We start from the raw sequence: 24,890 nt of genomic DNA on the forward strand, positions 1-24,890 counted from the left end.
TATAGTCGTCGCTGCTTTTCAACTTCTTGGACTCAGCTTATCGAAGATTTCGTGATTCATAAAAACGATCTATCATTTGCTTTATTTTCATCGGAGTTCTCAACGAAACTTGCTTTCCATCTTCATCAAAGATCAAATGCCCCTTAAATGCTTCTGGCATATCCTGATATTGTTTCTGGACTTGTTGATATACCTTTTCAAAACAGGAATACCCGTATTTTTTAATTAGAAGAGGAAACCCGAAAGCAGACCTTAGAAACTCATATTCATAGTAGTTATAAGGAGTTGTCTCTGCTCTTTTTATTAAGAGCTTTAAGAAATGATTGATGACCTTGTCGATCTCTTGTTCGGTAGCATATTGGGCCAGTCCATGGATCGTGAGTAGTTTCATATCTAAGTATCGTTCTTTTTTATAAGCTTTCTGAGAAAAATCTTTCAACTCTAATTCCTTGCATTGGATGAGACCTCTCAGAATTTTACTTCGCCATGCGGCATTCCTAGATTTAAAATACAAGATTTCTATTAAGTCTGCCTCTTCTTTTGTTAAAAACTCATAGACTACATCATCTAATGCGCTCATAAACCTAGGATCATTTTCGCGAATCGGCGCAGTTGTGAGGTACTTAATCAATTCCTTGTGAAGCTCTTGATTATTTAAAGACATAGCGCATGCCCCTTTATAAACTTATTCAACATGAATGCTACATTTAGATACAAATCCATTAAGACAATAACAGATTGTAGAGTTAGCTTCAGCAAATCACTGTGACGGCCAATTTTGCCTCTGAAGCTACAAATCATATTTCCTCTAAACCTAACGTTATTCAGGAACTTTATATTTCTATAAGCATACGCTATAAAAATTTCGCCCTACTTATGATACGGTTCACCGTATCGGGTCTATCGGCGAATTTTTCTGGTAATTTCAAAAAAAGCAGGTCACAGTAGCTAAGTGACCTGCTTCTTCGTCCGATGATTTGGCGAATAATCACGCCCACTAACAGAACGACTATAACTATGCCTATTGCAAGTAATACTGCGTCTATAAAGATTTACTCCCCTACTTCACGCAGACTCATATATATTTCATCAGTGAATATACCAAGCATTTGTTTCTTGATTTCATCGTTATCCAGCAACAACGAGAAGAAGTCCTTGTTTTGCTCAAGCCCCTCAATAAGCGCATCGTCAATGCTGTCTAAATAAGAAAACTCGAAGTCTTTAATCGTGTTGTTTTTTGCGGTTGTTTTCAGTTTAGAGGATTTCAGCAAAATATCCCTAATCTGTAACATTGCTTTCACGGCTACATCGTTATCGTAGTTTTTGCCTGTGCGTGAGTTAATTTCGGCGATAATCTGCGAAAGCCGCTCCTCCTTGGCTTCGGTCAAGCCGAACTTATCTGCCACAGGCAGTTTTACTATAGGCTGCGCCACGAGGTTAGGGGTCTGGTGTTCCTCCGCTTTTTTCTGTACGAAGTTAGTCGCTTTAATCTTACCGTCAAGGTCAAAACCGCCGCCGGGGTGTTTAATATTGATATACGACAGCAAGTAAGTGATGAAGTTATACTTCTTATGTAAGTCCACATCTTCGAAAGAGGACACTTGAATTAAGAATTCATAAAACCGATTGAAATTCCGCATAAGTGAAACTATCTGAGTTTGCTCCATAAGATCGTAGTTTTCAATTTGTTTCTTTGCTTTCGAGAAATAGAAAGTCAGCTTTTTCTTATCCCTGGCATCAATGATGCTTTTGTAAAGCAGATCATTGGCAGCATCAATGTCGGAGGGGTCAAGTACATAATAAGCATCAATCTGTGCTTCCAAATCATAGATGGCCGTAGGAGTTACAGAATTGGAAAGCAACGTGGTCGTAAAGTACGGAGCAAACGCCGCCTTTATATCCTCGTAGCTGTTGGAAAAGTCCAGTATAAAAGATTTCTTTTCAAACGGCGGGCAGATACGGTTAAGCCTTGAGAGTGTTTGAACCGCAGTCACACCTTTCAGTGTTTTCAGAACATACATAGCGCAGAGTTTGGGTTGGTCAAAACCCGTCTGGTACTTATTCGCCACAAGCAGTACATTGTAATCATCTTTATCAAACTGCTTTGCAAGTTTATCTTCCGAAAACCCATTCATACCCGCTTCGGAATACTCTTTTTCTTCTTTATTGCCGTTTTCATCTTTGATTTTAACTTTAACCTTGCCGGAAAAAGCCACTAGAGCGTGAATGTCGGTATAGCCTTTCTTGGTGATGTAATCTTCCAGAGCCTTGCGATATTTTACAGCTGCTTCACGGGAGGCGGTTACCACCATAGACTTTGCCATACCGCCGAGTTCTGACATTACGCTTGTGCGAAAATGCTCGACTATAACCTCAATGCGTTGCCCGATGTTCGTTTCGTGTAGCTCGACAAAGCGGGCGATTTGCCTTTTAGCATCGTTTGTTTTGCAACGAGGGTCATCCTCGACTTCTTTGTTAATCTGGTAGAACGTGTTGTACGTCGTATAGTTTTGAAGTACATCGAGAATAAAGCCTTCTTCGATTGCCTGTTTCATCGAATAAATATGGAATGCCTCACGCTGTCCTTTGTAGTTCAGCTTACCGAACAGTTGTAGAGTAGTCGGCTTAGGAGTAGCGGTAAAGGCAAATATAGACACATTTTCCTGTTTGCCGTTGCGAGCGATTTCGTCAACAATCTCGTCCTGAATGTCATCGTATTCTTGCTCACCCGCACCGAGCGATTTTGTAACCGCCGCCATATCTTTGCCGGCTGTTGAGGAATGCGCTTCGTCAATAATCACGGCGAAATGCTTATCTTTCAGTCCCTTAACAGAATCCACTATGTAAGGGAACTTTTGAATTGTCGTAGCTATAATTTTAGTATTGCTTGCAAGGGCTTTAGCAAGGTCGGCGGAGTTGCACTTATCGTCCATAACCTTAATAAGTCCGCTTTTATGCTCAAGCCCCATAACCGCCGCTTGTAATTGACGGTCAACAATAACACGGTCGGTGACAATAATGATGTTATCAAAGATGATTCTGTTATCTGCATCGTGGAGTGAGGTCAGCCTATGAGCAAGCCAAGCGATAGAATTGGTTTTGCCGGAACCTGCACTATGCTGAATCAGATAATTCTGAGAGGTTAAGTTTTCGTAAACATCACCGAGAATCTTGCGGATAACATCAAGCTGATGGTAGCGAGGGAAGATAACATTCTCGCTCTTCTTCTTCTTACCAGTGAGTTCATCTTCCTTTTCTTTCGTCTCGATAAAGATAAACTTCGTGATAAGGTTGATGATGGTATCCTTTTTTAGAATATCATTCCACATATACGACACGCTATAGTCGCTGTTTTCGTCTCTGCGTGGCGGGTTACCCTTGCCGGCATTCACGCCTGTACCGTTACCAGTATTAAACGGCAAAAAGAACGTATCGCTGCCGGACAGCTTTGTGGTCATATAGACTTCTTCCAAGTCCATAGCAAAATTGACGAGAACCCCCGCCTTAAAGCGGAACAGTCTCGTCTTGGGGTTACGTTCGGCACGATACTGATAGATTGCATCTCCATAGGATTGCCCTGCCATATTGCATTTGAGTTCAAAACTCATAATAGCGAGACCATTTAGGAAGATAACAAGGTCGATGCGCTCGGAGTCGCTTGCCCAGACTTCTTCCATAACAGAGAAGATATTTTTCTCATAGTTAGCCAGTAACTCTTTATTAAAGTCAGTGGCGGGTTTGTTGTACATCAGTTTCAACGGCATATTTGAGATTTCAATGCCGTTCTTTAAGACATTAAGTAAGCTGCCGCCGCTCTTTGTGGTTTCGGTGTTTATGAAGTTGATGATGGTTTCTTCTAAGTTATCTTTGTAAATATTGGCAATAGCATCCATCATCTCCTTTTGCGTATCGTTAAGAAACTGAAAAAGCAGTTCACGATCAAGGCCAAAGAGGCGGTCAAAATTAGTGGCTTTGCGCGGCTCAAGATAGCCGTTGTCTTTATGCAACCGCTCCATTATAAATGCTTGGTATTCTTTTTCGCTCAGTATCATATTCATACTGTGACCTCCTTTTTGCCTGTAACATATTCGTATATGAGGGACTTCTTGCACTCGTCAAGAATGCTTATTTGAGATTTTTTGAATGCAACAACAGCATCTATGTCTTCACATTTATTATCTAAAAACTCCACAATAGCATCCTGTTCCTTTTGGGGTGGTACTAAAATAGTAAATCTCCCCAGACTGCTGAAATTGCGAAAATCACTTGACCTTACCCGAACCCCGTTAGCATAGAACCAAAGTACATCATTTTTTGCCATGCTTCGCAAACAGTACATAAAATATCTATTGTTTCCACTTGTTTTACAGACATGGACAACAGGGGAACATTTTCCTCGACTGTCAGAGCATCCAATAGCCCCGGCAAAAGTATCCATTCCATGAATGACCAAGTCCCCCTCATTAACACCTTGATATCCATTTTCAGTATACGATACCGTAAAACCGTCTTCTCGTCTGTTTTTTCTTAGTGTGACTTGTCCATCTCTAAAGCACGTAATGACTTCGTCATCATTTTCGACATTTCTATTTAGTGGTATAATTTCGTATTTTATTTTGCTCATTCGCCAACCACGAGGTATACCAGAAATCCAAGGAACCTCATGCGAAACTGTCATAGGGTGTCCATCGATTCCCTTAGATATGGATTCGGTAATTAATGATTGCTTATACTGTTCAAGCAAATCAATTTGAGATTGAATTTCAAAGGTTACTGAATCAATTTCCGAACATTTTTCCGCAAGATAATTCGAGATGCGTTCTTGTTCTTCTAACGACGGATATGGTATAGGTCTTTTAAGTATCCCATCTGCCGAAACACGTAGGCGAATTTCAAGAATTCCATTTGCATATTTTCTTAATTCTTTCTGAAACCCCACGGTTTGAAAAACATAGTTAATAAACTCAATGCTTTCTTTTGCTAGAGGTTTAAAAACGTAATAAACAGGGCTAACACAGCCAAAATAGTTAGAAATTCCAACCGAACCAATAATTACATTCATGCTATTTGCAACTATTGTGTTGGGGTAAGCCAATTTATACTCTGAATAGTTTTCCTTTGACTTATTGCCCTGATTGCCTTTCTCTTCATAAGGTATTACACCGAGTTTATTTGTAAGAGAAAGAATCTGTTCAGTCTTTATGGGGTTATTGGAAATATTCACTTCATTCAAATGCCATTGCAATCTCTCTAAGTGCCAATCTTTGGGGATCGAACCCAACCATTCAATCCCGCTGTCTTTCATCTCTCTCATCATTTCACCCCGCTAAACAGCTTCTTAATTCGCGCAGAAACGGCAGACTCCAATTCCAAGAATCTGGCTTCCAGCTCCTCGCTTGGCGTCGGTTGTTGGTATTCATAGAAGTAGCGGGTAAACGGTATCTGCGCGCCGGTCTTGATTACGGGCTTCTTCTTGGATAGGTCTTCCTCAAAGAACGCCTTTGCATCCGGAATATGCGGATAGACCTCTCGCGCCATATAGGTTTCGATATCCTCTTCGTACTTGACGATTTCGGTATCCTTGGTTTCCTTGTCGTATATAATCTCGCCTTTTTTGTCGCGCTGACTCTCTGCGGTTTTGTCCATCACGGAAAGCCCGTCGGCTATTTTGTTCAGTAGCTTCTTGTCGGCGGTGTGAAGCAACAACATGTCTGCCAATACAGGCTCAAACGCCTTCGGCGAGAGATACACTTTGTCAGATATAGCCGCTTCAAGCGCAGCGACAATGCTGTCATACAAAGGCTTTTTCTCTTGGTAACCTTCAAGTTTCTTTTGGTCTTTACCGCCCAGTTCCTCAGCGCTTTCCAGTTCGGCGACTTTCGCCTCGTCATAGAGAGATGAGAGTGCACCCTTGGAAAGCATAGCGGTTATCCGCTCTGCGGTTATGGCGTAGCTGCGCTGCAACGGCTGCATTACCGTATATTCACGATAGAGAAACTCTTCATTCTTGAATATTTTGCAAAGTTCGTTTTCCTCAAAATCCGCGTAAAGCTTTGTGATGACAGAGCGGTCTTCGGGACTGATTTCATTCTTCTTATCGCCGAGGGATTTGCGAAGTTTATGGTAAATGCCCGTGGCGTTTATAAGCTGAATCTTGCCTTGGCGCTCTTTGCGTTTATTTTTTGAAAGCACCCACACGTAGGTGGCAATGCCTGTGTTGTAGAAAAGGTCGGTCGGCAGAGCGATAATCGCCTCTATTAAGTCTTCCTCAATAAGCCAACGGCGGATTTGACTCTCACCCGATGACGTGCCGCCGGAAAACAGCGGACTGCCGTTTTGGATAATAGCACATCGTCCAAGTTTATCATCCAGCTTATTTACAGCAGACTGTACGAACAGCATTTGTGCATCAGCGGAGCTGGGCAATCCCGCTCCCCAACGTCCGTCAAAGCCTTTTAAGCTTTCTTTCCTAACAGCATCTTCCATGCCCTCCGGCGCATCTTTGCCGCCCCACGGCGTTCCGAACGGAGGATTTTCAAGTACAAACCGCATTTTAGTGTCTCGGAAGCAATCTTCCTCCATCGTGTTACGGTAGCGAATATTTTCGGCGTTTTGCCCTTTGATAAGCATTTCCGCTAGGCACATTGCATATGATTCAGGGTTTACTTCTTGCCCGAACAGCCGCACATCGGCGGTCGGATTATAACGCTTAATGAAGTTTAGTCCAGTCGTGAGCATGCCACCCGTTCCACAGGCTTGGTCTAATATAGTGATGATTTTACCGTCATCGAAGATGTCTTCGCAGCCTTCCGCAAGCAGAATGTTTACCATCGTCTTAACAATGTCCCTACCTGTGTAGTGGTCGCCTGCCTCGGCATTTTCTGAGAACTTTTTTATTAGTTCCTCGAATATATACCCCATCTTCACATTGTCTATGGTCTGTGGATTCAAGTCGAGTTCAGAGAACGCTTTTATGACGGACAAGAGCCGGTTACTCTTATCCATCTTATCTATTTGAGTCTTAAAATCTAAGCCTTTGTCGTTGGAGAGGATAATCTCCTGCACGTTTGCCGAGAAACCTTGAATGTAGCTTTTGAAGTTAGCGGCAAGATTCTCGGAATCGTTAATGAGTTCTGCAAGGTCATATTCGCTCGTGTTGTAAAACTGAAAGCCGGATACACGGTACATAGCCTTAGCCGGATAGTTCGGGTTTGCTTTATGCTGGGCAACAACCGCATTTTTGGTCGGTTCAAGAGCGCACTCAAAACGGCGAATAATCGTCATCGGGATGATGACATCTTTATATTTATCACTTTGATAGGGTCCGCGCAGTTTGTTTGCGATAGACCATATAAAATTCACTTCTGCGGATACATCTATGGGTGCATCATCCCACATCGCATCGATTACAAGTTTAGTCGCCATTGGGTGACTCCTCCTATGATTTTCTTCATCACTTTCCTATTTACACCAATAGTCAGCGATGGAAGTCTTGAATTATATTGTTTTCCTGCATAGTAGTAAGGGATAGTTCCTTTTAGCTACATACATATAGTATGAAACTTGAATAATTTGAATCACAAAATACATCTTACAATCAAAGTTTTATATATTTTGTCATATAATGCTTGGATCTACTTACAGAAAATTCTGACTTAAAAATAAAAAGGCAGCTATCGGAATCTCTGATTGAACGCACCAACCTCAGTCCAGACACGACATTAAAATACACCAAATTAAACTTTAAACTCCCCAATCAACTATATCATAGAATATTCTAAGAAATCGTTACATTCACTTGTAATGCACTCAAGAGAATTATTGACAAATCAAATTTCTATTTCTGTCACTTTGCAATTTTCGCCCTACTTATGATACGGTTCACCGCGATTAATCTTCACCGCCCGATAAATCTGCTCCACCAGCACCAATCGCATCAGCTGATGTGGCAAAGTCATTCTTCCGAAGCTCAGCTTCTGCTGGGCACGACGGAGTACTTCGTCAGAAAGACCGTGGCTACCGCCAATGACGAAGACAACATGGCTTGTACCGTAGGTTCCAAGCTTGTCCAGTTCCTCTGCGAGTTCTTCCGAGCTCCACAGTTTGCCGTCGATGGCGAGTACAATGACGTGTGCTTCGCTTTTCACATGAGCAAGGATACGCTCTCCTTCCCGCTCCTTGACCTGTCGGACTTCCGCTTCGCTCAGTGTGTCAGGAGCCTTTTCATCGGCTACTTCGATCATTTGAAACTTAATGTACGGGCCCAGCCGTTTAGCGTATTCCTGAATTCCCATGACCAAATACTTCTCTTTTAACTTGCCAACACCTATAAGCTGAATAAACAAATTCCATACCCCTATCTATGTCGAATAATAATGTAAAATCGTATTTACGTTCCCTAACATGAAAAGATGCCTTTAATATAGTTATTTTAGCATCTGAAACGTCTCTTACCTATCTATTTCCTCTCCATTACAAGCCCATCCCCTGTTCAGGTTATACCGGATCATTCATTTACGCTCTTCACAATGAAATGCCTATCCGTTTCGTATCATCAAGACACTGCATTAGCATCTGTCGATATTGGCTGATTTGTTCTGCTGTCGCTGACTCCCGTAATGTTTCAAACAATGCTGTGCATTTCTTGAAATTACGATCATTACCCGACTGATCAGCTAGTTGCATCGCTCGCACAGTAAGTATCACTGCATCCTGTAATCTGCCACACTTTCGATAGTACAAAGCCAAATGATAGCAGTAGCTATAATAGTAAGATACGTTCTCTGCGTCTTCATAACTCCCGAATTCATCAATCTGCTCTGCAAACGTATGTAAAATATCCCCTACATCCAAATGATACATAAGCGCTGCCTGTAAAATGGTATTCAGTCCCGGTAATATTTCCTCTAGATTATCCTGCAAAAAGGCTACGTATTCCTCGATCAGCTCTATATTTCCAGACAAAATATCTACTGCATATAAATTAGTTTTGGCTAAAAACCTGAACTCCTCGACAACCTGAATGTCTTCTTCCTTTAGATCCTCCATCCACCCCAGCTCAGCATACTTATAGATACACTCCCTTGCCTGCTCATATGTACCCTGGTTCTGGTGAGCCATTCCACACATCAGGTGACTGAGCCCGAAATAATATACCAACGGACGTTCTAAATGGACATGCGGGATGGGTAATTTCATTGCTTTATGATACTGCCGTTCTTCATAGATACGCTGTACACATTGGTACAAAATATCCGCCGTCTCCATCACCTTTTTCCAGTTTTCAAAAGCCACAGCCATCTCTAACATTTCAACAATGATGTCCGGTTTGAGTGATTTCAGGATAGAAGTTCGCAAAGAGGGTTCCTCCTTTAAAATGACTAGGATAAAAAGCACTCGCTCTTAATATATTCCTTTGTGAAACTCCAAATAAGTAGTACAATAAATTAACTATAGTACTTAATCGCAGTTTTTTCAATAAATTTTACCGCCTTTATGTCTCTGCTAATTACATCGATACTCTCCTAACCTTTAGGAGAGGTGGCTAATATGACAAAATTACGGAATTCGGTTGGGGAAAGAATTAGAACGATTCGGAAAGCTAAGGGATTAACACAGCAACAACTTGCGGAACTTTCAGGATTAGATGATGCATATATCGGATCGGTAGAGCGTGGCGAAAGGAACTTTTCGATTGATACCTTGGAGAAAGTGTTAACTGCCTTAAACGTGTCTATCAGTGAATTAATGTTTTCCAAAGAACATATGACTAAAGACGAAACGATTCGGCAAGAGGCAATAGATGAGTTTGTCGCGTTGACCAGCAGATTGAATGAGGAGCAAATCGGCATTCTCAGACGAGTTAGTAAAGAAGTTTCACGTGCGTTCAAGTAAGTCATGCCATCCTATAAAGGCCTTAAATAATACAAAAAAAGAGCACCGCACAGGTGCCCTCCAAACGTTTTATAAAAGATACTCAAGCATACAACATAAAAAAGCTCACTTCATGTCCCAGTTGCTTCAGATAATTATAAATCTGCGAACGATGATGGAATACGTGGGTCAAGATCTCAATCTGCCATTGAACCTGCAAATGTCCATGCTCCATATAGAAAGCTTTCGTCGAACGGTTCAGATAATCGTCTTCGCTGAGTGAAAGAATGTAAGCCTTATAAGCCTCAAAATTCTGCCTGAAAGTCACAGCCAAGCGCTCGGGATCTTCCACCCCGGACAGGCTGCTTTCAATGCTTCCCACTTCACCCTCAGACTTCTCCTGCATGATCGCAAGATCCGAAGCTGGGATAAGTACAAAGTGATGTACTAACTCCAGCAGCGAGCGGAAATTTTCCTGTGGACGAAAGTTCCAATCCTCTGGGCGTATTTTACGGATCAAGGCTTCCCCCGTCCGTACTCCGGTTTCCAGCTCATTCAGCAAATGATCTCGAACTTGCAGCGTTCCACTCATATTTTCATCTCTCCTTTGCATTCTTGTTCATATTTTGAGTATAGCCGAAGCCTCTGGGCGTGTATTGTAAAAATCGGACAACTTCCGTAAATCCTTAGCCGCGGTAAGCGGAGAATCTCCATAAAACCTGCGAAAATCGCGAATTAAATGCGCCTGGTCGAAAAAGCTGTGCTTCAATGCCAGCTCCGTCCAATCCAGACCCCCGCCGCTTTGGATGCTGTGCAGAACGCTCTGGAAGCGGACGACTTCACTGAACTTTTTGGGGCTGATTCCGATCCATTGTCCAAACTTACGGTTAAGCTGCCTTTCACTGATCGCCTCGCGCTCCGCGAGCTCCTTAACCCCCACACTCCCACCGCTCACAAAGATGCGATGCAGCAGATTTTTCATCAGGTCACAACCGTTCGTGCGTTGGCGCAGCAGAAGCTGGTTAAGATACTCATCCATTATGCGCACCCGTTCATTGAAATTCTGTGCTTCCATAATGCGCTCACCTATGATGGTGATGCTTTCGGGCCAGAGATCTTCCAAGCGATAATTACCGCCTGTAAACAAGTGAGTCGGCATCCCGTGAAAATAATGTGCCCCGCCCGGAAAAAATCGCACCGCAAAAATACGTGTCTCGGACCCTGCTTGTCTGGCAGATACAAATGGTTGCGTAAATGTCCCACAGTACGAGAGTTCCTGACGCTTATTCACCGGATCGTATTCTAATAGAATATCCGTACAACCATCAGGTAATACCCGATCCACTTCCTCTTCTTCCTCCAGCCAGCCTAATGAAGCTGCGTCTCTACCCGATAATGCCATATCCCCTTCAGAAACTTCTCTAGCAGTCGGACCAGACTCCCAATAGCAAGCTACATAAGCTCTCAGCGCAGCAGACGGCTTTTGTTCGATATAATACGTGGACAGATCACTTCCATTGACTTGAAGGGGACGAAATAGTGAATGCAGCAAAGGGTCCATCCATCGTTCACTCCTGTCTCAGCACGTGGTGGGAATAAATATAGCTCTATGTATGGGGTGTTTTTGCAATAAATCCTGGTATACAAAAAGGACGTTTCTGCCCGAAACGCCCGTGCTTGTTTTTTTAGACGACCAAAAACTCGGCTTTCTTCTCACATTCCTTGCACTTCACTGGAGGGTCCCAATCCGAAAATTTCGTTTCCTTGAGATCGACGACATCCGGTGCATCCTCGTATTCATCGACGAACATATCAATTGCCAGTTCCACATGCTCTTTACATACCACGTACATTCCAGTTGCATCCCTTTCCGTTTGAAGCTCTTCCTGTTGTAAGTGTGTCAAAACTGCCTTCTTTTGTTCTACCACACTTGACGCGGAAAGGAAAGGGCTTGCCCACTATCCCTGACGTTTGGTCTTAAAAATGAGAAAATTACTGAGGTTCAGGTCTTCACGGAAATGGGGATATTTCTCCAGCATGTCAGCAGACGGCTTCGGTTCGATCATCCCATCCAACAACAAACCCGCCTCAACAATGGTCTGTACATAGCTGCTCAGCGTACGGTGAAAATACAAAAGCTTTTCCTCCTGATCATAAGGAATCGCTTGCTCCAATGGGCCTTCATTGAAATATTGATCCACTTTCCAATACAGCTTTTTTCCTGTCTCATCCTTCACCCATCCACTCTGCGGCGTCAGAAAGCACGGATGCAGAATAGAAAAAATAAAGCTACCTCCTGGAACTAATAACCGCTGCATTTCGGCAATCGCCTGTTCATATTGAGCCAAGTCCTGTATGACCATATTGGACACGATCAGATCAAAACTCTGGTCCCCGAACATCTCCAGCTTTTCCAGATTGCCATGGTGATATGTAATTCCCAACGTTGACGGCGTTCGCTCTTTGGCTAGCCTCAGCATCTCTGTCGAGTAATCGACAGCCTCTACCAAAGCACCCGCCTTGGCCATTTTCCGGCTTAGATAACCTTCGCCACAGCCGGCATCCAGCACTTTTTTGCCCTCAAGGGGCCCCATACAGGCTTGCAATGCCGGATTCAGCAGGACTTCGCGAGATCGATCCCCTTCCTCAGTGTACTTGGCCGTAAAGTTTTCTGCATGCATATCCCAGCGTCGAATGGCCTCTTCCGTGTCCCACTTATTCATATTCATCTCCTTCTTTCTTTTGTATTTGAGGATTTTGTAGGGTCATAGATTCTACACTCATTTCTGTATTTTTTCAATAATAACGCTTACAAATTTAAAATATCTAATAAACACATGATTTTTACATGAATTATACAGGTATTCCATATTCAAATAGTATGGTAGTGTTTTATTAGAAAGCGCTTTCAAAAATAACTTTGTAAAGGGGCCTGTTATGTTAAAACGAAGACCCGTTTCATTGCTGTCGTTGACGCTTGCCATCACTCTATTGTTATCTACGTTCGCATCCGTCGCCGCTGCTGCCGAATCTGACGAACAAGCACCACAAGCTGCGGCTGCGAGCAGCATGCAATCGTATGTAGAAGCCATGCAGCCTGGATGGAATTTAGGAAATTCTCTGGATGCTGTCGGCGCGGATGAGACAGCCTGGGGCAATCCGCGCATTACCCAGGCGTTGATTCAGCAAATTGCTGCCCAAGGGTACAAAAGCATACGCATCCCGGTCACCTGGGATAAACACATTGGAGCAGCACCGAACTATACCGTTGAGTCTGCCTACATGAACCGTGTGGAAGAGGTTGTTCGCTGGGCACTAGATGCCAATCTGTACGTCATGATCAATGTCCATCATGATTCATGGACGTGGGTAAGCAGTATGGAGCCCAAACATGATGAGGTGCTAGCTCGCTATAACGCATTATGGACACAAATTGCCCCGCGCTTTAAAGACCAGCCTAACAAGCTGATGTTCGAAAGTATTAACGAACCCCGTTTCTCCGAAGGAGGGACTACGGATGAAGCGAAAATGAACCAGATGCTCCAGGAACTGAATATATCCTTCCACAAAATTGTCCGTGCTTCTGGCGGTAAAAATGCCACTCGTCCCCTTGTTCTGCCTGGCTTGGACACCGCACCTGCCCAGGCCAAAATCAACGAGCTGTACAACACGATAACCAAGCTGAACGATCCCAATCTGATTGCCACCGTCCACTATTATGGTTATTGGCCCTTCAGTGTAAATATTGCGGGCCATACTACTTTTGATAAAGATACTAAAAACGATATCATCCAAACCTTTGATAACGTCTATAACACCTTTGTAGCCAAGGGGATTCCGGTCATTGTCGGTGAATATGGCCTGCTCGGCTTCGATAAACATACAGGCGTGATTGAACAGGGCGAAAAGCTAAAATTCTTCGAGTTTTTGACCTATTATATGAAGGAGAAGAAAATAACAGGCATACTCTGGGATAACGGCCAGCATTTTAATCGCACAACGTACAAATGGTCTGACCCTGAACTCTTTAATGTCATTAAGTCCAGCCTAAAAGGACGCTCCTCCAATGCAGACTGTGACCTCATTCACTTGAAGAAAGGCACCTCTGCTCAGGACACCAAGGTCACCTTAAACCTGAACGGCAATCAGCTGAACACACTCAGTGCTAACAGCAAGCAACTAACACAGGGCACCGACTATACGCTGAGCGGAGACATATTAACCTTCAAAGCCAGCTTGCTCACCAGCCTGACCACTTCCGGTAAATATGGGGAGAATGCCGCCATTACCGCTAAGTTTAACAAGGGGGCAGACTGGAATTTTAGAGTCGTCGTGTATGATACCCCAAAATTAAGTGCTGTCGAAGGGACTACTCAAGCCTTTACCATTCCAACAGACTTCCGTGGTAGCCAGCTTGCCACGATGGAAGCCGTGTATACGAATGGTGGTAATGCCGGTCCACAGGATTGGACACCTTATAAAGAATTTGGCAATACCTTTTCCCCTGCCTATGATGCCAATGGGATCAAGCTATTGCCTGAATTTTTTAATAGTGTAAAAGATGGTGAAGTCACGCTGAAGTTCCACTTCTGGAGCGGCGATGTGGTGACATACAAGATCACTAAGAGCGGAACCCGTGTAACGGGAACGACATCTTAATCTAAGGCGCAGCAGAAGATCGAAAAAGGCGTTCCCGGAACTAAGCCGGTGAACGCCTTTTTATAGTTAAGCCTATAATCATACCTTAGCCTTCCGGCTTATCTGTTAATTTTAACGTCATCGTTTCTTCCTTGCCTGCCCGGTAAAAAGTAACTTTCAGCTCATCGCCAATTTTCTTGTTATCGTACAAGTAGCGACGCAAATCAAGCGTAGAGTTAATCGGTTCGCTATCAAACGCTGTAATGACATCGTTCAGCTTCAAGCCAGCCTCTTTGGCAGGACCGTGGGCTTCCAGAACGACTGCTCCATTCTTCACGCTGTCCGGCAGCTTGAGCTCCTTGCGCTGAGTTTCATCCAGCGGTGCATATTCATTATTGAGATCGACCGTGTATACCCCCAGATAAGGGCGGGTGATCTTGCCGTCCTCAACCAGTTCATTCACCGTTTTCATTACCTCATTGGCGGGAATAGCGAAACCAAGTCCCTCAACACCAGTATCAGCGATTTTCATCGTATTGATGCCAATCACACGTCCGTCCAGATCGACCAGCGCGCCGCCGCTGTTTCCCTCATTAATCGCCGCATCGGTCTGGATGACATGCTGCTCCCAGTCATATACCCCATCCTGATTAATGGAAATCGGAATGATGCGATTCGTATAGCTTACTATACCGGAGGTAAGCGTATCTCCCAAGCCAAGCGGGTTGCCAATAGCAATGACCGTTTCACCCAGACGAAGTTTGCTGGAGTCGCCGATATCCGCTACTGTGCTAATGCCTTTATCGTCAACTGCCAGTACCGCGATATCACTAATGCGATCCTTCCCGATCAGCTTTGCCTCTTTTCTGACACCGTCTACCGTTACAATATCCAGATCATCTGATCCTTCGACCACATGGTTATTCGTCATAATGAAGGCTTTGCCCGAACTCACTCGGAAAATGACACCCGATCCAAGCGCGGATTGTTCCGTACTTTTACCCTCTTCATCTTTCAGATTCACGATGCTAACGACGGCTGGGCGCACCTTGGCTGCCGCCTGCACAATCCGGTCATACGGGTCACCCGCTGCTTGCCGCAAGGGATAGTGACTGGCTCCGCTTACCGCTGTAGTGGAGGGCAGACCTGTAATAAAACTGAACAGAAGCACGGCAATCACTGCACTGACTGCACCGCTAATGACAGCAGCTTGCACCGGACTTACTCCACGCTTCCTGTGTGGCCAACGTCCCCGTCCTCCACGGCGTGCCTTAAATGCCATTTTTTTAGCCGCACGTGTGGATACCTTCGTTGAATAAAAATCGTCCTCAAACAAGCCCATGCTAATCCTCTCCCCTTCGTTGTCATGCACCGACACTCACTAAAAAATTAGGGCTATTCGGGCTTGCGCCAACCTATGCTACAGAGAACCTGCTCCGTTGAACATCTCAAATGGATTGAATATCCCTTATCATCGGAATCCAGCAACCAATCGTTCTGGCCTACTTATTAATCACCACAAATGGTGCCTTCCTAAGCAACCGAATCTCATAAATTAGCATACACGCCGAATCTGACTCCGAATAGAGGAAAAAAGAGGAATGATTTCCAAACCAATGGACTACAATAGTAACAAGTCTTCTATTCTATTACAAAATGATCGTCTCATAGAGACGTTCTGGCCTGTTCCCGTCCGCTTAAAGCTGCCTATACTTTCGATGAGAGCCTTCCTTCAGAAAGCTTTCCGTTGTTAGCTTTATTGTATCACAGCACTTAGCAAAACCACAGGCAGAACCAAGCTCATTGCACGCCATTTCTAAAATATTTTTTAGGAGGAATATATGATGAATTCACATCGTTCGGCTATGGATGAAGTTCGCATGGCTGCCAAGCTGGCGGATTTGAAAGACGAGCATTACCGCAATACACTGGCGCTAAGTACATTGATTGAACTACTGGTGGACAAAGGCGTAGTGACCCGTGAAGAGGTAGAACGCAAAGCCGCCGAGCTGGACAGCTTTATGGCTCACTTACCTTATCCCAAGGTGTAGGACGATCATAGTACGTATCACATAATCGAAACTCACTATCCTTGTAAAAACAGCCGCGGTCTTCCATCGCCCCACGCACAGTCAGCTTCGCAAGTTCCATCATATTGTGGTCGCGGCTCAAATGTGCCAAATACGTTCGCTTCGTCCGTCCTGTCAGCAGCTCGCTAAGAATCGCGCCCGCCATCTCATTAGATAAATGACCGATATCGCTGAGAATACGGCGCTTGATGTTCCACGGATAACGACCCATACGCAGCATTTCCACATCATGATTAGACTCCAGCACCAATACATCCGCATCTGATATCGCCTGTTTCACTTTGTCGCTGACATAGCCAAGATCGGTCGCTACACTCAGCTTCTCCGCCCCATCATAAAAGCTATATCCTACAGGCTCGGCCGCATCATGGGATATACCAAAAGACTCCACGCGTAATGATTCAAATTCCCGCGTTGCGCCTGTCTCCAATATTCTACGGTTATCATCTGCAATTTGCCCAACAGCATTGCTGATGGCAAACCATGTCTTCTCGTTAGCATATATAGGTAAATTATATTTACGCGCCATGGCGCCTAGTCCTTTAACATGATCGGAATGCTCATGCGTGACCAAAATACCATCCAACTCTTCTCCACTCAGCTCGCGTTCTTTCAGCAATTCGTCAATACGCTTCGCGCTGAGACCTGCGTCGATGAGCAATGTCGTGTCTTCGTTCCGCACTACGGTAGCGTTGCCGGTCGAACCGCTCGACAGCACGGTAAATGAAATCCCCATATCTGTTCAAGACCCTTCTGTATGTTCTGTCTTTGGACTAATGACATCTCCGTTCATCTGCACATAATACACACCTTTCCCGTTATCCAGCATAAACCGCCACACGGGGGCAGCCACCTGGCTATCGGAGTTAAAGGTCTGTCCGTAATAACCGAGCCGGATATCCTTCACAATCGTATCACGCGGCAAATAGCCGTCGATCAGCCTTGCCAGTGCTTTGGACGCAGGCAGCATTTTCTTTGCCTCATCCGAAGGCTGGAGCTCGACCTTAATTTTGCGATACCCTGTAATCTTTTGATTGCTGTAAAACAGAGCCAGCTTCACATTAAATAGCGGCCATTTGCCCTGAACCAGCGGATGAAGTACAAAAGCATCTGCTTGTCCGGATGCCAATTCCTCCTGAACATCCAGCGGATCGTACTGAAAGTTATCGATATCCTTGATTTGTGGCTCCAATGCCTCCACTAGCGCATCATGGGTGAATACCAGTTTGCTATCCACTGGCTTCACCAGCTGCACACGATCATCCTTTTCTCCACTATGAACGTATGTGTAAGAGAGTTTAGGCAGCTGCGGGGTATCGCCGGGAATCGGAGCCAGCACCTGAATGCTTTTCTCTTCCATTAAACGCTGCGTATTTTCATCCAATGAAGTAAAATCCAGACTCGGCCCTGCCGTTTCCTGCGCATCATGCCACAATTGGTAACCCAATACCACATTGAGCAGCAAAAATGTACAGATCAATACGTTTTTGGCGCGGCTCCAATCCATTCCCGTTCCCCCTTCCTGTCACCTCTTTGTCTCCCGGTCTGGCTTCGTTTGTGTTGTGTTGGATGCTGTCGTTACAGGAACAGCAAGAATTTCTGCAACAGAACCGTCACCGAACGTAACGCGCCATTCAGGAGCAAGCTTCAATCCATCATTGGTCAGCTCCGGTTGATATACGGGAGTCAGATCTCGAATCGTCTTCCCTTTGCCTACAGTCTCCAGTTGCTTCTTCAAAGGCTCGCCGCCCGGCAGCATAACCTTCTTCGAGGATTGCTCTCCTCCCTTGAGATACAGCAACGAACGTTCATAGACAGAAGCCGTTTCCTGCTGGATTTGCAGCGAAATCGTACCAAAGCGGAACGATGGTGTGTCGAGCACTGGATAAGCACCATAATACTGCTGAAACATCACAGATGTACGATTTTCATCACTGCTTCTCAATTTCAGCTGATACGAAGCATCCCAACCGCCATGCTGATTCACGAAATCAACTGCGGCCAGCACATCCCTAATCGGGCTGCTTCCACCCGCTCCTGGCGCACTCGGATCGGTATAGCTCATCCAACGTTGCTCCTGCTTGATTTGCAGACTACGTTTGCTATCCGTATAAATTTGGGAGCCGTCCTTCTCCTGAATATTACGCGTAATCCCCGGATCGAAAAACAAATTCCGCTGCATTTGCTCTGTCGTAAACAATCCAGCATACACTACAGGCTGCGTAGTTTCCAGATCATCCACGGGAATGTAGTACTGATTATTCACCAACTCGTACAACGGGGCATTTTTACCGAAATTCACATGCTGGCGGATGTCCTCTACCGTCATATCGAACTGGTTCGCCTCATACACCACATCGCCTCTGGCACTGAAAAAGAGCGCATGTGGCTTGGCATTCTTTTCGTCTATATAGATCCAAATGCGGTTAATCGTCTCTCCCTGAAACACCGAATCCGGCGTCAGACGCATAACCCGCTCCAGTAATGAAACCGGGACTCCGCCTGAAAAGGATAATTCGATGCCTTCATTTTCGCTGCGAATCTGTGCCCAGTCCGCCGATTGAATACTTCGACGTTGAAAGTTGTTAAAGCTTCGGCTTTCTAGCCGTGTATAAATTAAATCGTAAAAAGTAACACCCGGATAAAAAACGGTATGCTTCTTCTCACCTTGGTGAATTAGCATCTTATCAGGAAACACGAGGTTCTCAATCTTTTCCTCCTGCCCCATGCTTTCGGTTTTGACATAGTTCGTTTCTGAAGTGAGTACAGAATCACTGCCTGGAAGGCGGTAAATCAAAAAATAAGTCTGTACCAGGCTGGAAGCAACCAGCAAAATAAGCGTCCAGGACTTCAAACGTTCCTTCACTGTGCTTCCCTCCCTTCACTCGACATGGGTAGCGTAAAGGTCGTGCAGGTTCCCTGACCGTATTCCGACTCCAGAAAAATCTGGCCCCCATGTGCCTTTACAATTTCCCGGGCAATCGACAATCCCAGTCCCGTGCCGCCCATATTGCGCGATCTCGCCTTGTCTACACGATAAAACCGTTCAAAAATCCGGTCCAAGTCTTTTTTGGGAATACCAATTCCGGTGTCTTGTACCGAAATGGACAGCATTCCCTCACTGTTGCGGCGAGCTTCGATCCGAATACTTCCGCCATCTGGCGTATATTTCAGCGCATTGGACATCAGGTTGTCCAGCACCTGCTCAATTTGGTCCCGGTCGATCACGACTTTACCGATTCCCTGCTCTACGAACATCCCTGAGCGAATGTGTTTTTGCTTCATTTGAAAAGAAAACCGATCTGCGACTTCGTCCAGCATCTCCATCACATCCGCTGGTTGCATCCGCAATGGCGCCTCATTGGAATCAAGCCGTGACAGATGCAGCAAATCCGTAACCAACCGGATCATACGCTCTGTCTCGTTGCGGATCACGCCCACAAAACGCTCTGCGAGCTGCGGTTCAGCCATCGCGCCGTCATCCAGCGCTTCAGCGTAGCTGCGGATGGTCGTCAACGGAGTGCGCAGCTCATGGGATACATTCGCTACGAATTCCCGCCGTGTCGTCTCCATCTCCTCCTGCTCCGTCACGTCCTGGAGCACGGCAATCGTCCCCGTAATGCCAATTTCCCGCCGATGAATCGGCGTGAATGTCACACGGATGACGATGGGTTCATCCTGACCAGCTGGCTCCAGCTGCAAGAGCGTGGAGGCCGAAGAACCGCTATACAGGGCCTCGGTTTCCTCCGGGTCGATCCCCAGCAGTACCGCGATATGCCTGCCGGTCATTTCGTTCTCGTTCATGCCCAGCATGGCGCTGGCCCGACGGTTGACCAGAATGACCCGGCCATTGTCATCAGTAGCGACCACACCGTCGCTCATATTGGTCAAGATGGAGGAGAGCTTCTCCTTCTCCTCTTCATTTTGGGACAGTGCCTCACGCAGACGGCCTGTCATATAGTTAAAGGCCACGCTGAGCCTACCGATCTCATCTTCACCAAATACAGGCATCTGCTGGTCGAATTTGCCCTCGGCAACCTCCGTTGCATGGCGTGTCATTACCTTGATCGGGTGCGTAATCGTATGGGCCAATACCACGCCCAGCACAGCCGTCAACGCGAGCGCAATGAGCATACCTGAGAGAAACACATTGTTAATGCGTTTCATCGTATCGTAGAGCTCGGTCATTGAAGCGGCGATGTATACCGCGCCGACAATCTTGCCTTGGCTGATAACGGGCTTGGCGACGACCTTCTTGCGGACATTATCTTCGTCCACCATGTATTCCTCGTTATCTCGGATTCCTTGGAGTGCGCGGCTGACTACTGTCTGCGTATTTTTGCGTCCGACATAATCGGCGTGTGAACCTTGGGAAGTAATTAATACTTTCCCGCTGGCATCCAGCACCTGAATTTCCGCGCCGCTGAAATCGAATAAATTATTCACGCGTGCACGTAGACTTTCCACGCTGTCCTCTTCCATTTTGCCGTCGCTGCCACTCAGATCCTGCTCCGCCAGCACGGACAGCATCTCCGCCCGTGCTTGCAAATCCTGCGTAAAATTACTCGTGAGGGAGTTCTTCATCGAGCTGACAAAATAAACCCCTATCAGCTGCATAGCCACCAAAATAAGTAGCACATAAATAATAATCAGCTTTGCATGAATGGTACGAAAGAAAGACAGCCATTTCATGCCCGCAGGCCACCTTTGCCCCCGCTCACGATATATCCAAGGCCACGGCGTGTCAGGATGGTCTCCGGCTTGCTCGGATTCTCCTCAATCTTCTCGCGCAACCTCCGAATGGTCACATCCACTGTCCGCACATCCCCGTAGTATTCGAAGCCCCACACCGCCTGGAGTAAATGCTCTCGCGTCATGACCTTTCCAGCATTCTTCGCCATATAGTGCAATAGCTCATATTCGCGGTGCGTCAGGTCAAGCGGTGTTCCGTTTTTGTAAGCTGTATACATATCCGTATCAAAAAAGAGGTCGCCCACACGCAGCCCCTGCTTATCTTCCTGCGGTCGGCTTTCCGACGCGCCTGCCCCGCCGCGTTGCTGTCTGCGCATCTGTGCCTTCACTCGTGCCAGCAATTCCCGCGTGCTGAACGGCTTTGTTACATAATCGTCCGCGCCCAGCTCCAGCCCCAGCACTTTGTCGATTTCGCCGTCCTTAGCGGTCAGCATAATAATCGGCGTCTGGAGCTGATGCCCGCGCACCTCGCGGCATACGTCCATGCCGTCCATGCCCGGCAACATCAGGTCCAGCAGGATCAGGTCAGGCTGCTGCTTGACTGCAATATCCACCGCGCTGATTCCATCGAAGGCGCAAATCACCTGGTAGCCCTCTTTTTCTAAATTAAATTTCAAAATATCAGCGATGGGCTGTTCATCATCCACTACCAGAATCGTTCCTTGCATACAGCGTTCACCTCTTTTCACGGATCATAATCTATAATAACTTTCGTTTGTCAGTACCTATAAGATGCTTATTCTATTCTATCATACCCGTGCGCCATTCCATTACTTCTTCAGACCCTTTTCTTTACGCAGAAAAAAACCATGCCTGCACCTACTGTTAAGCATGCAGAAAAACATGGCCTTTCTCATTGATCCTCATAAATCATGTAACTCTCGTTATAAACATCCAACCTATCTTAAATACGTCATTGGGTTGCGTGGCGTATTATCTTTACGAATTTCAAAATGCAGATGCGTTCCGGTCGAGCGTCCTGTGTTCCCCATGACCCCGATCGACTCGCCTTGCTGAACCACCTGTCCTACATGAACGCCAATGCTGCTCAAATGCCCGTACACGGTTTGGTAGCCGTTGCCATGATCGATCATAATGACATTGCCGTATCCATTCTGCTGACCTGCAAATGATACCACGCCTTCATCTGATGCGTGAATGTCAGCACTACCGACCAAGTCGACACCCTCATGCATACGTCCCCAACGTGCGCCAAAGCTACTCGACATCGATGCGCCGGACACCGGCCAAGCAAACTGTCCTGAGCCTTCTCCTACAACCTTCGTTCCTCTAAGAACCACCTCAGTAATAGACGGCTGCAGCACCTTTTGACCGAGCCATTCCTCTTGCACGACCTCACCGTTCTCCTTGGTCAAACGATAGTCCATCTCTTTAAGACCTGCTTGTCCCGGTCTGACCACTTTGGTAACTCCTGCCTTCAGTTCATCGCTCTGACGAATCTCAACCTCAGGCTCGATGGCAATCTGTTCGACGACCTTCTCTACTGTTCGCACCGTAACCGGAACCTTCGGAGCAGTAAGCTTCAATTCGTCCCCAATTTGCAAATACAGCTCACGCAAGCCGGGATTGTTCTGCTTAATCTCCCAAGCGGTCATATTAAATTTAGTTGCAATCGACGACAGAGAATCGCCTTCTTGCACTGTATACGTGATAGGAGCCTCACGCCCCTCAGTCAACACTTTGACTGCTTCTGCCTCCGTCAGCACCTTGTTCGGGTCTGCTTTCACAGGCTCGTACGCGATTTTCTCACGGATACTGGCAGACTCCAGCCATGCTTTGGGGGTTTTAGTACTAGCACTCGCATGGCTGCTGCCCACGGATGTTTTGCGAACCAGCCCCTTGATGCCTGAAGATGTACCCTCACCCACAGGTGTGTACTTCTTCTGCACTTGCTTTAAAGCCGCCTGTGCAGTCGCCTTGTCCTTTACAATGCCAACCGTCTGTCCGTTGACCTTCACTTCTACCCCTTTGGCATACGCTGTCAGCATACCATCCAGCTTCTTCAGCGTAGCTGCGCTGTCAATATCTGCTTTATATGCCTTCTCAATATCTGTCGTTACCGCGTTCGTATTGAGCACCATATCCACGCCGGGATACTTATCCTTATACTGTTTGCTCTTCGTTGCGTATAGCTGTTTAAGTTGTTGCTCATTCAAGATATTTCCGACCTCGACGCCCTTTACATACACTTTATAATAAGGAACTGTGTTAGCCCCGACATACTGATTACTTGCAAAAATAAGACTGCCTGCAATCACCACACCGCCTGCCGTCCAGCTCAGCCATTTTCTTCGACCGTTCCACCACTTTGCTAATTTCCCCGTTTCTACAGCAGACTTGTCTGCAACGTTGGAAGCTGCATTCCTGCTGTCTGGTGAATCCTGCTCCTTCAAAACCTTCATGACTCTCTCCTTTTCAGCATATCTTATCTCTATATAAATGCGTTCATTATTGGTCTTTCACACTATGAATCTAGCCTGTATTCACAAGCATCTATGATATTAGTCGCTATCTACCATTGCATAGTTGCGTAAAAGGTTTCAAAAATTTAACCTTTTCACAACACTGTTTACTTTAACATAGCCTTTACAAAGAATTCAACTACACCCCAATTACTTCCTGACACGCAAAAAAATCCGCGCATGGCGCGGATTCTACAGTCCTATTTTGAGCATAAGCATTGCCCATGAATTCATCTAGACAAACTAACCCATTTCGCTCTATATCTTGTTCATTGGAAGTCGCTTATTGGATTTTTGTAAAATACTTATTTAAGCAAAGCCATCAGCTTGTTATATTCCTCTTTGGTCAAATACTTCGCAAGCACCTGCTGAATATCCTGAAGCTCCTGCTCAGTGAGACCGCCTTCCATCGCGGCTGATATTTTCTGCATCTCCTCCGGCGGCAGCTTATTCATCAGAATTGCAAAAATTTCCTGTTTCTGTGCAGCCGGTAAGTTGTTCTTCTTCTCTGTCAAATGGTCGGGCGTAATCACTAAATCATGGCCTTCAATACTCGTTTCGGGTGTAGTTGTACCTTCTGCCTGCTTCCGTGACTCGTTGCCTGATGTTCCGGCCGACACAGCCCCCTTCTGAGATACCTTGCCATTGGCTGCGCCACCTGCCTCACTTCCGCTTTCTTCTAAGCCCTGTCCCATGACAGGCAACGCATCATCAGGCGGTGTTACACTTCCCGAGCCACTTCCTGTCGTCTTGTTCTTCCCCGTGTCTGTGCTTGGGTCAGTGCCCGCGCTGCCTTTTAGCCAACCCAATCCCCATATGGGCTGTTGATCAAGCTGAATGTTAAACTGCCGTAGCAGCGATTGAACATAAGCATTAACGACTACACCTGTCACTGCCAGCGTTAGTGCGCTAACCAACACGACCGTCATTCCTTTTTTGAGCAGCCATCCAAGCCACCTCATATCCCGTTACCTCCTTATACGCATCCTGCCATGTGTGTATCATCATGAAGTGCATATAGATCAGTATTGACGAGATATGACGATTTTTAACC

21 protein-coding genes are annotated in these 24,890 nt (G+C 45.8%); 3 read left to right on the plus strand and 18 right to left on the minus strand.

Going from position 1 to position 24,890, the window contains the following annotated elements; genetic code table 11:
- Nucleotides 1-37: 37 nt before the first annotated feature.
- The 6 genes from NSS94_RS24840 to NSS94_RS24865 all read right to left on the minus strand — a co-directional run bounded on the left by NSS94_RS24840 (nucleotide 38) and on the right by NSS94_RS24865 (nucleotide 9,357).
- Nucleotides 38-664, minus strand: coding sequence for a hypothetical protein (locus tag NSS94_RS24840; RefSeq protein ID WP_341040353.1), 627 nt, complete (start codon nucleotides 662-664; stop codon nucleotides 38-40).
- Nucleotides 665-1,052: 388 nt separating this feature from the next.
- A complete protein-coding gene (locus NSS94_RS24845) occupies nucleotides 1,053-4,058 on the minus strand; it encodes a type I restriction endonuclease subunit R (protein ID WP_341040354.1) in 3,006 nt (1,001 codons plus the stop codon).
- Nucleotides 4,055-5,305 carry a restriction endonuclease subunit S gene (locus tag NSS94_RS24850; RefSeq protein WP_341040355.1) on the minus strand — a complete coding sequence of 417 codons (1,251 nt, stop codon included), beginning with the start codon at nucleotides 5,303-5,305 and terminating at the stop codon, nucleotides 4,055-4,057. Before NSS94_RS24850 ends, NSS94_RS24845 begins: the two co-directional genes overlap by 4 nt.
- Before the next feature lie 8 nt (nucleotides 5,306-5,313).
- Complete coding sequence (locus tag NSS94_RS24855) at nucleotides 5,314-7,425, minus strand: type I restriction-modification system subunit M (RefSeq protein ID WP_341040357.1); 2,112 nt, start codon at nucleotides 7,423-7,425, stop codon at nucleotides 5,314-5,316.
- A gap of 440 nt (nucleotides 7,426-7,865) precedes the next feature.
- Nucleotides 7,866-8,345 (minus strand): 23S rRNA (pseudouridine(1915)-N(3))-methyltransferase RlmH, encoded by a 480-nt coding sequence (rlmH, locus tag NSS94_RS24860; protein WP_013312768.1) that lies wholly within the window; start codon nucleotides 8,343-8,345, stop codon nucleotides 7,866-7,868.
- A 178-nt stretch (nucleotides 8,346-8,523) separates the two neighbouring features.
- Entirely contained in the window at nucleotides 8,524-9,357 is an 834-nt protein-coding gene (locus NSS94_RS24865; RefSeq protein WP_341040358.1) for a DNA-binding protein, read from the minus strand.
- A gap of 192 nt (nucleotides 9,358-9,549) precedes the next feature.
- Here NSS94_RS24865 and NSS94_RS24870 point away from each other — a divergent pair, with 192 nt between their 5' ends.
- Complete coding sequence (locus tag NSS94_RS24870) at nucleotides 9,550-9,894, plus strand: helix-turn-helix domain-containing protein (RefSeq protein ID WP_165145465.1); 345 nt, start codon at nucleotides 9,550-9,552, stop codon at nucleotides 9,892-9,894.
- Nucleotides 9,895-9,976: 82 nt separating this feature from the next.
- Here the strand turns inward: NSS94_RS24870 and NSS94_RS24875 are convergent, their stop codons facing one another.
- The 4 genes from NSS94_RS24875 to NSS94_RS24890 form a co-directional block, all read right to left on the minus strand.
- Complete coding sequence (locus tag NSS94_RS24875; protein WP_341040359.1) at nucleotides 9,977-10,465, minus strand: DinB family protein; 489 nt, start codon at nucleotides 10,463-10,465, stop codon at nucleotides 9,977-9,979.
- A gap of 27 nt (nucleotides 10,466-10,492) precedes the next feature.
- Nucleotides 10,493-11,434 carry an AraC family transcriptional regulator gene (locus NSS94_RS24880; protein ID WP_341040360.1) on the minus strand — a complete coding sequence of 314 codons (942 nt, stop codon included), beginning with the start codon at nucleotides 11,432-11,434 and terminating at the stop codon, nucleotides 10,493-10,495.
- 124 nt (nucleotides 11,435-11,558) lie between these two features.
- Entirely contained in the window at nucleotides 11,559-11,726 is a 168-nt protein-coding gene (locus NSS94_RS24885; RefSeq protein ID WP_013373879.1) for a CxxH/CxxC protein, read from the minus strand.
- A gap of 105 nt (nucleotides 11,727-11,831) precedes the next feature.
- The gene (locus NSS94_RS24890) at nucleotides 11,832-12,596 is read right to left on the minus strand and encodes a class I SAM-dependent methyltransferase (protein ID WP_341040361.1); all 765 of its coding nucleotides are present in this window, start codon (nucleotides 12,594-12,596) and stop codon (nucleotides 11,832-11,834) included.
- 214 nt (nucleotides 12,597-12,810) lie between these two features.
- On the opposite strand from NSS94_RS24890, the gene NSS94_RS24895 reads away from it, so the two are divergent.
- Nucleotides 12,811-14,532 (plus strand): cellulase family glycosylhydrolase, encoded by a 1,722-nt coding sequence (locus NSS94_RS24895; protein WP_341040363.1) that lies wholly within the window; start codon nucleotides 12,811-12,813, stop codon nucleotides 14,530-14,532.
- Nucleotides 14,533-14,617: 85 nt separating this feature from the next.
- Here NSS94_RS24895 and NSS94_RS24900 read toward each other — a convergent pair whose 3' ends face one another.
- Nucleotides 14,618-15,853, minus strand: a complete 1,236-nt coding sequence (locus NSS94_RS24900) for a S1C family serine protease (protein ID WP_029518925.1) — start codon at nucleotides 15,851-15,853, stop codon at nucleotides 14,618-14,620.
- A 502-nt stretch (nucleotides 15,854-16,355) separates the two neighbouring features.
- Between NSS94_RS24900 and NSS94_RS24905 the strand changes: the two genes are divergently transcribed.
- The gene (locus NSS94_RS24905; RefSeq protein WP_025723164.1) at nucleotides 16,356-16,562 is read left to right on the plus strand and encodes a hypothetical protein; all 207 of its coding nucleotides are present in this window, start codon (nucleotides 16,356-16,358) and stop codon (nucleotides 16,560-16,562) included.
- On the opposite strand, the gene NSS94_RS24910 is transcribed toward NSS94_RS24905, so the two are convergent.
- The 7 genes from NSS94_RS24910 to NSS94_RS24940 form a co-directional block, all read right to left on the minus strand.
- Nucleotides 16,531-17,337 (minus strand): MBL fold metallo-hydrolase, encoded by an 807-nt coding sequence (locus tag NSS94_RS24910; RefSeq protein ID WP_029518927.1) that lies wholly within the window; start codon nucleotides 17,335-17,337, stop codon nucleotides 16,531-16,533. The genes NSS94_RS24905 and NSS94_RS24910 overlap by 32 nt on opposite strands.
- A gap of 6 nt (nucleotides 17,338-17,343) precedes the next feature.
- Nucleotides 17,344-18,108, minus strand: a complete 765-nt coding sequence (gene yycI, locus NSS94_RS24915; RefSeq protein ID WP_029518929.1) for a two-component system regulatory protein YycI — start codon at nucleotides 18,106-18,108, stop codon at nucleotides 17,344-17,346.
- An 18-nt stretch (nucleotides 18,109-18,126) separates the two neighbouring features.
- Complete coding sequence (locus NSS94_RS24920; protein ID WP_341040364.1) at nucleotides 18,127-19,467, minus strand: YycH family regulatory protein; 1,341 nt, start codon at nucleotides 19,465-19,467, stop codon at nucleotides 18,127-18,129.
- A complete protein-coding gene (gene walK / locus NSS94_RS24925) occupies nucleotides 19,464-21,293 on the minus strand; it encodes a cell wall metabolism sensor histidine kinase WalK (protein ID WP_341040365.1) in 1,830 nt (609 codons plus the stop codon). The genes NSS94_RS24920 and walK overlap by 4 nt, the downstream gene beginning before the upstream one ends.
- The gene (gene yycF / locus NSS94_RS24930; RefSeq protein WP_025723159.1) at nucleotides 21,290-22,021 is read right to left on the minus strand and encodes a response regulator YycF; all 732 of its coding nucleotides are present in this window, start codon (nucleotides 22,019-22,021) and stop codon (nucleotides 21,290-21,292) included. The genes walK and yycF overlap by 4 nt, the downstream gene beginning before the upstream one ends.
- A 231-nt stretch (nucleotides 22,022-22,252) precedes the next feature.
- Nucleotides 22,253-23,776, minus strand: coding sequence for a M23 family metallopeptidase (locus tag NSS94_RS24935; RefSeq protein ID WP_318627806.1), 1,524 nt, complete (start codon nucleotides 23,774-23,776; stop codon nucleotides 22,253-22,255).
- Nucleotides 23,777-24,141: 365 nt separating this feature from the next.
- Entirely contained in the window at nucleotides 24,142-24,798 is a 657-nt protein-coding gene (locus tag NSS94_RS24940; protein WP_029518936.1) for a hypothetical protein, read from the minus strand.
- Between the last annotated feature and the right edge of the window lie 92 nt (nucleotides 24,799-24,890).

Origin of the sequence: Paenibacillus sp. FSL L8-0644 (assembly GCF_038008165.1) — a bacterium.
Lineage (GTDB): Bacteria > Bacillota > Bacilli > Paenibacillales > Paenibacillaceae > Paenibacillus > Paenibacillus polymyxa_D.